The 5,888-nt window shown below is 35.8% G+C and carries 5 protein-coding genes; 3 read left to right on the plus strand and 2 right to left on the minus strand.

Annotation, left to right across the window (positions count from 1 at the left end):
• Positions 1-321: 321 nt before the first annotated feature.
• The 3 genes from OZD63_RS04060 to OZD63_RS04070 all read left to right on the plus strand — a co-directional run bounded on the left by OZD63_RS04060 (position 322) and on the right by OZD63_RS04070 (position 4,690).
• The gene (locus OZD63_RS04060) at positions 322-1,665 is read left to right on the plus strand and encodes an alanine:cation symporter family protein (RefSeq protein ID WP_265023251.1); all 1,344 of its coding nucleotides are present in this window, start codon (positions 322-324) and stop codon (positions 1,663-1,665) included.
• Positions 1,666-1,700: 35 nt separating this feature from the next.
• Positions 1,701-1,859 (plus strand): hypothetical protein, encoded by a 159-nt coding sequence (locus OZD63_RS04065; protein ID WP_153296804.1) that lies wholly within the window; start codon positions 1,701-1,703, stop codon positions 1,857-1,859.
• A gap of 152 nt (positions 1,860-2,011) precedes the next feature.
• Positions 2,012-4,690 carry a hypothetical protein gene (locus OZD63_RS04070; protein ID WP_275008193.1) on the plus strand — a complete coding sequence of 893 codons (2,679 nt, stop codon included), beginning with the start codon at positions 2,012-2,014 and terminating at the stop codon, positions 4,688-4,690.
• Here OZD63_RS04070 and OZD63_RS04075 read toward each other — a convergent pair.
• Positions 4,682-5,278, minus strand: coding sequence for a Maf family nucleotide pyrophosphatase (locus tag OZD63_RS04075; protein WP_274980101.1), 597 nt, complete (start codon positions 5,276-5,278; stop codon positions 4,682-4,684). The genes OZD63_RS04070 and OZD63_RS04075 overlap by 9 nt on opposite strands.
• The gene (infA, locus tag OZD63_RS04080; protein ID WP_007550159.1) at positions 5,256-5,519 is read right to left on the minus strand and encodes a translation initiation factor IF-1; all 264 of its coding nucleotides are present in this window, start codon (positions 5,517-5,519) and stop codon (positions 5,256-5,258) included. Before infA ends, OZD63_RS04075 begins: the two co-directional genes overlap by 23 nt.
• Positions 5,520-5,888 lie beyond the last annotated feature (369 nt).

Below are 5,888 nucleotides of genomic sequence, written 5' to 3' on the forward strand. Positions count from 1 at the left end.
TGAGAAGGAACTGCTACTCAAGTGTTATTTGCTTAACAAATTTACTGAAATAGGCATGGCTAAGTTTGAGATAGCTTCATGAATTTATTGTACGTTACCTACTATCCGAAGAGCGATGCAACAAAGCCATTCCAGTGTCAAGCACTGGAATGACATCGTCTTAACATTGTACCATATTACAATGTTCGTACAGTTATGTGTCACGCTACTTGGATGACAAGAAAAGGTTTCTAGAATGACGGAAACGAAGTCATACATAGAAAATAGGTTAGGTATTTTCAATTTTTGTTGTATACTCAAATGAAAATCTCACTTTTACAGATGGATACAGTGAAGTTTGTTTTATTACTGCCAACAATATTACTCATGCTAGTTGCTGGTGTTTACCTATCGATTAAACTAAAATGGCTACAGGTATTTAGATTACCATACGCCCTTTCGCTACTTGGAGCTAAAAAAGGAGAAAATAAATTTTCCTCTATAGCCGCTCTGTTTACAATTTTAGGGGGAAATTTAGGAGTAGGAAATATTTCAGGAACTGCTGTTGCTCTAAAAACCGGAGGACCGGGCTCTATTTTGTGGATGGCGATAATTATTGTTATCACTTCTGTGATAAAATATGTCACTTGTTATCTAAGTATAAAAACCAGAAAGGAAAAGAACGGACGGTTTATAGGTGGCCCTGTAGCCTACATGGCTGATGCATTTAATTCTAGAAAAGCTACAATTGTGTTTCTGGTTGTTATGATGATGGTTTCAATAACAGTTGGTAACCTTGTTCAGGTAAATTCTCTATCAATACCACTTAACATGATAGATGTGCCTGTAGTCATTGGTGGCATTGTAATGGCCATAATATTTTTTGTTGTTGCAGTTCTCAGCTTAAAAAAGATTAAAATTTTTATATCGGCTATGATACCGATAATGACGGTAAGTTACCTCATACTTTGCGGTATCATATTATTTAAATTTAGTGAAAATATTCTTCCTTCTCTAAAACTAATAACAAGCAGTTTTTTTACAACCAGTAGCTTTAACTCTGGTTTATCTCTAGGTTTGATTCTAGAAATGTTGACTATTATTCAAGTCGGAACTTTGCGAGGTATTTTTGCAACAGATATAGGGCTTGGCCTTGAAGGAATCGTACATTCTTCAATTGTTCCTAAGAAAAATAATAATAAATTTATTATTGAGCAGAGTCTAATTACGATAATATCGCCTTTTATAGTTGCGTTTATAGTGTTTATTACAACAATGGTACTGCTTGTCACAGATTCTTGGGTCACTGATTTAGAGAGCACTAACATGTGCATATTTGCTTTTAGAAAGGCAATGAATTGGCCTTATATTGACTATTTAATTATGGCCATAATGTTTTGTTTTGCTTTTACTACTATTTTTACTTGGTTTTTTTGCTCAAAACAGACAATACGCTATGTGTCTATGGATAATAAATACACTAAAATCTGGATTGTAATTTTTACCATGATCATTCCGCTTGGTGCGATAGGTAAAGTCCGGTTGCTATGGGATGTTGCTGATATCTCGATTGCTGCTTTGTTGTTTATCAACATACTCGCTATACTCAAGCTAACCTCTCAAGATCCAGGAGTGTTTACTATGAGTAGCAGATATTTGAAGTTGCAAAAACAGAGCTATAGCTAAAGCAATTTAGGCTATGCAGCTGTTGTGATATAAGAGTGATTTCCGCCAAGAAGGATGTCATCCCAGTGCCCAGACACTGGGATCCAGGAATCTTGATTGGCACTAAATTGGTGAGCATAAAAGTGGCTAATCTTATGTTAAAACACAACATTTTTGATGGGGTTCGTGAAAGGCTCGATTCCAGACTGGAATGACAACTTAAATCGTTTGATGTTACCATAAAATAGCTTGTGTCATCACATTAGTAACACAACCTTCCTTAATAAAAATTCAACCAATGCTTGTGATAATTATATTAGCTAGTATTAGCTAGAACTAAAGGCAGAGGGTTATTAGTGAGGGATATATGGGCACTAACGATACACAACAAGAACACATTTATAATGAGCGCATTCAAGAAAATTTTCCTTTATTTGATAAAATAAAAAAGGAAGACGACCCAATTTATAATGCTAGAGTTGATTTTAACACAGTAAAGTTTTTAACAAAACACGCCAACTGGAATTGGGACGAAGAAGAAAACAAAGATAAAGCATATGGAGTTATTCTTCAGAAATGCGACAAGACAAAGAAAGCTGGACAAGAGCTTGAAAGTGAAGTTAAAGAAAGGTTGAAAGAGTATGTTGATGATGTTGCAGGAGTTTCAATATACGGTAATCACGCAAGTATTACGCTGGGAGATAACAAAAAAGAGTTTAAAATTAGCGAATTTTTAAATAGTGATTTTTGTGAGAAGAATGAAATCTCAGGATTTTCAACATTGCATAGTGATGGAAAGAGCGGAATGCATGGTTTTGTTGCCGAGGAAGAAGGGAAAAAAATAAGACATTATGTCGTAACTGATGGTTCGTATGAAATGACTTTAAAGTGGTATGCGGAGGGGAAGGAATGTAAGATCAAAATTAAGATTGATGCTAACGGTGTAGACCTTGTTAAAGGTGATGATTTTTCTCTAGAACGGTTAGAAGTAAACAGAGATGTAAAAATAGGTGGTTTATTCTTGCATGAAATACAATTCAGGGAGAAAGGACAAGGAAAAGCGAATGAGATGCAACATAATAGAGACAGTAACGAGCTATCATCTGAAACTACAACAAGAATTGATGTTAATAGAGGTGTTAGCGTTCAAGCTACTGATATAACTCAAAAAAAAGAAAACCACCTTTCACATTTTGGACTACAATCTAACAGCAGAAGGCAGTCTTACGATAGCGGAATTGGAAAAGATTTTGACGATAAAATTAATTCTCAGGAGGCTAAAGAAAAGCGTGAGCTTAGACAAACAGCACGAGAAGCAAATTTGGGAGGTCAAGTTTATAACCTACAATCGCTTTTTGAGGAGAATCCTCAGAACAAAAAAACTCCTCCGCCACTTCCACCTAGAACTAGTTCACTACCACCTAAAAAAGGTGTTTTCGATGAGCAAGGGGGAGCCAAATCTGGAAGCCAAAAACCAGATGACTTGCGCGAAAATGAGCAAACACCTAATAATCAGCAAAAAGGTGCAACTTCTGATTCTTCAGATAGTTCTACTTTCACCAAGTCTGTAAGCCACAATCAAGATAATAGGCAAGAAGATGAACGGTATGACGATCCTACATTTGGACATGCTGTACCTGGAAGCCAAAAACCAGATAGAAGTGAGCAAACACCTAATGATCAGCAACAACCTAAAACCCAGCAACAAGAAGGAAATAGCAAAGGCGATCTGTTACAAGACATCAGAAATTTCAAGAAAAACAACTTACGGCACATTGATGTTGATGATAGAAAAGCATCAATTGCAGGAAGTAGAAAAAATAACCCATCACCGTTAGAGACATTAAAGGACATAATTCCTTATTCATCTTCTCCAGATAACAGTGATAACCAAGATGCTAGTGATGCTAAGTGGAAAGAAAGTGAACAGCCGCTCTCTGCTACAGCACTCAATAATAAAAGTGACTCGGGCTATTCATCTCCAACTCATGACAATAATGAACAATCTCAAGTAAATCCTGAACAGTTAAAGAAGAGCTTAGAAAACATTGAACAAAGTGATCAAACTCCACCTGAAAATCTTCTTAAAGAAATCAGAGATAGATCACAGCAGGATAATAGAGGATTAAGGCAAGTTGATCCTACTGATAAACTGTCACAAGATAAAGAAGATGGATTGCAAAAAGACGATTTAGCAGATGTAAAAATAGTGGAAGGTCCAACTATTAGTGTCTCTGCTTCAACACCAAATAGTATAAGTGATTCAGGCTACATATCTCCAACTAATAGTGATAGTAAATCTCAAACAGATTTAAAACAGGTAGGAAGGAAATTAGAAGAACATATTAGACAAAGTAATCTAACTCTATTTGAAGAACTTAAAAATACATTAGGTCAAGAAAATCTCGGGTTAAAACCAGCTGATCAGAGTCAGATTAGCGAAGAAACTAAAAAACGCTTGAGAGAAGTTGGGTTGCTAAAAGACAGCTCAACAGACATAAAAGCAAACGATTCGGGCTATTCATCTCCAACTCATGACAATAATGAACAATCTCAAGTAAATCCTGAACAGTTAAAGAAGAGCTTAGAAAACATTGAACCAAAAGAAATCGGAGATACGAGTGAGTTAAAAGGAGCATTGGGAAACCCGGATAAAGGGTTAAGAGAACCGGCACAACAGGCTACTAAAGAAAATATTCCTAAAGATTCATTCTCAGAAAACATTTTAGAAAAGATAGGAGAAGGTAAACAATATGACCCTATACGTAAGTGGTTAGAAAAAACAGTGGCAGAACGAGAAAATAATGACACTAATCCAACTGTAGATAAAAATAGCGAACTATATAAATTACTAGAGAAAGATGAAGCACAACTGAAAGCTGGAGTAATAGAAGAAGAAAGAGGAGATACTTTAACAGAACACACTGATGGTTATGATCGCAATAGAATTGCATTAGCTAACAGAAATAAAAGACCACTAGATTGGGCTAAACAGGTTGCTGAGTCACAACAAAAAAAAGATACTAATAAAGGTATTTCAATATAAATTGAAGTTAAAATAATTGCTTAGCAAACAATAGGTTTCATGTAATGGTAACCCTATAACGGAAGAGTAGGAGCCGCGTAAGAACAATACGAACACTCCAGCTAGGCCTTGTATATTGCATCCCCCCGCCCTATTTTTCCACTCTTCTGATGCTAAATAATACTTAATTTCTTGTTCACTGAGACGTTTAAATTTCACTATTGTAACCACAGTCCTGATATGTTGTTTAGATTGATCGGGAGTTAATAGACATACACTGGTGTATACTCTATGCCTTCTTCCTGATAACAAGCGGATACATTTTTCTGCTTGCTCAACGTTTTCAGCTTTGAACAATATCCTTCTACCACAAGCAACAACTGTATCAACACCAAGCACAAAATAATTTGGATTTAAACTTTGTATTTTCTCAGCTTTACTTTTTGCCATACGGATTGAGTAATCCTTCGGAAGTTCCTTTTTCAAAGGGGCTTCATCTATATCTGCTGGCAAAATTAGACCTGGCTCAATGTTTATTTGTTTTAGTAAAGCTATACGCCTTTTCGATGATGAAGCAAGAATAAGATTATTTAGAGATCGTTCTGTCACTTGTACCTTTAAGCCTTCTAATGATCCTACCCTTTCTCGCATTCCTATCGTAAATGCTCATCTCAACTAACACCCTATCCCCTATAATGATGCGTATTTTACTTCTTCTCACTTTCCCTGATACATGACAGATAATCTCATGTTCATTGTCCAGTTTCACTCTAAATTCTGCTGCAGGTAGTAAAGCAGTTACTGCCCCTTCCACTTCAAAAATTGTTTTCGACTTCTCGTCTTTTATCATATGTTACATTATAATTTAATAATCTTTTTTAGTCTACTATAGATTTTAAATTATTATCAACACAAAAGACCTTTTGCGCCCCACTTAGGTTGCAACTTAACCCCAACCATCTTCACAATGATACCCTACCTACGTTTCTACTCTCTGCCACCTTCTCAATAGAACTTATAGGACTTATGTTGAAAGATAAATCATTATCACAATTTTCTTCATCGCTATCAAGTCCACTATCAACGCTTAAAGATTTGAGTAATGTTGTCTTCTCTCTCAGTGGAACATAAGAACCTGTTTAAAATCTTCGTAATAGGAGAGAAATGAAGGAAAGGACAATCATTTGCAAGCTGGTGTTGAGTTTACGTTCGCAATTTT

Source organism: Wolbachia endosymbiont of Drosophila leontia, assembly GCF_028981785.1.
GTDB lineage: Bacteria > Pseudomonadota > Alphaproteobacteria > Rickettsiales > Anaplasmataceae > Wolbachia > Wolbachia pipientis.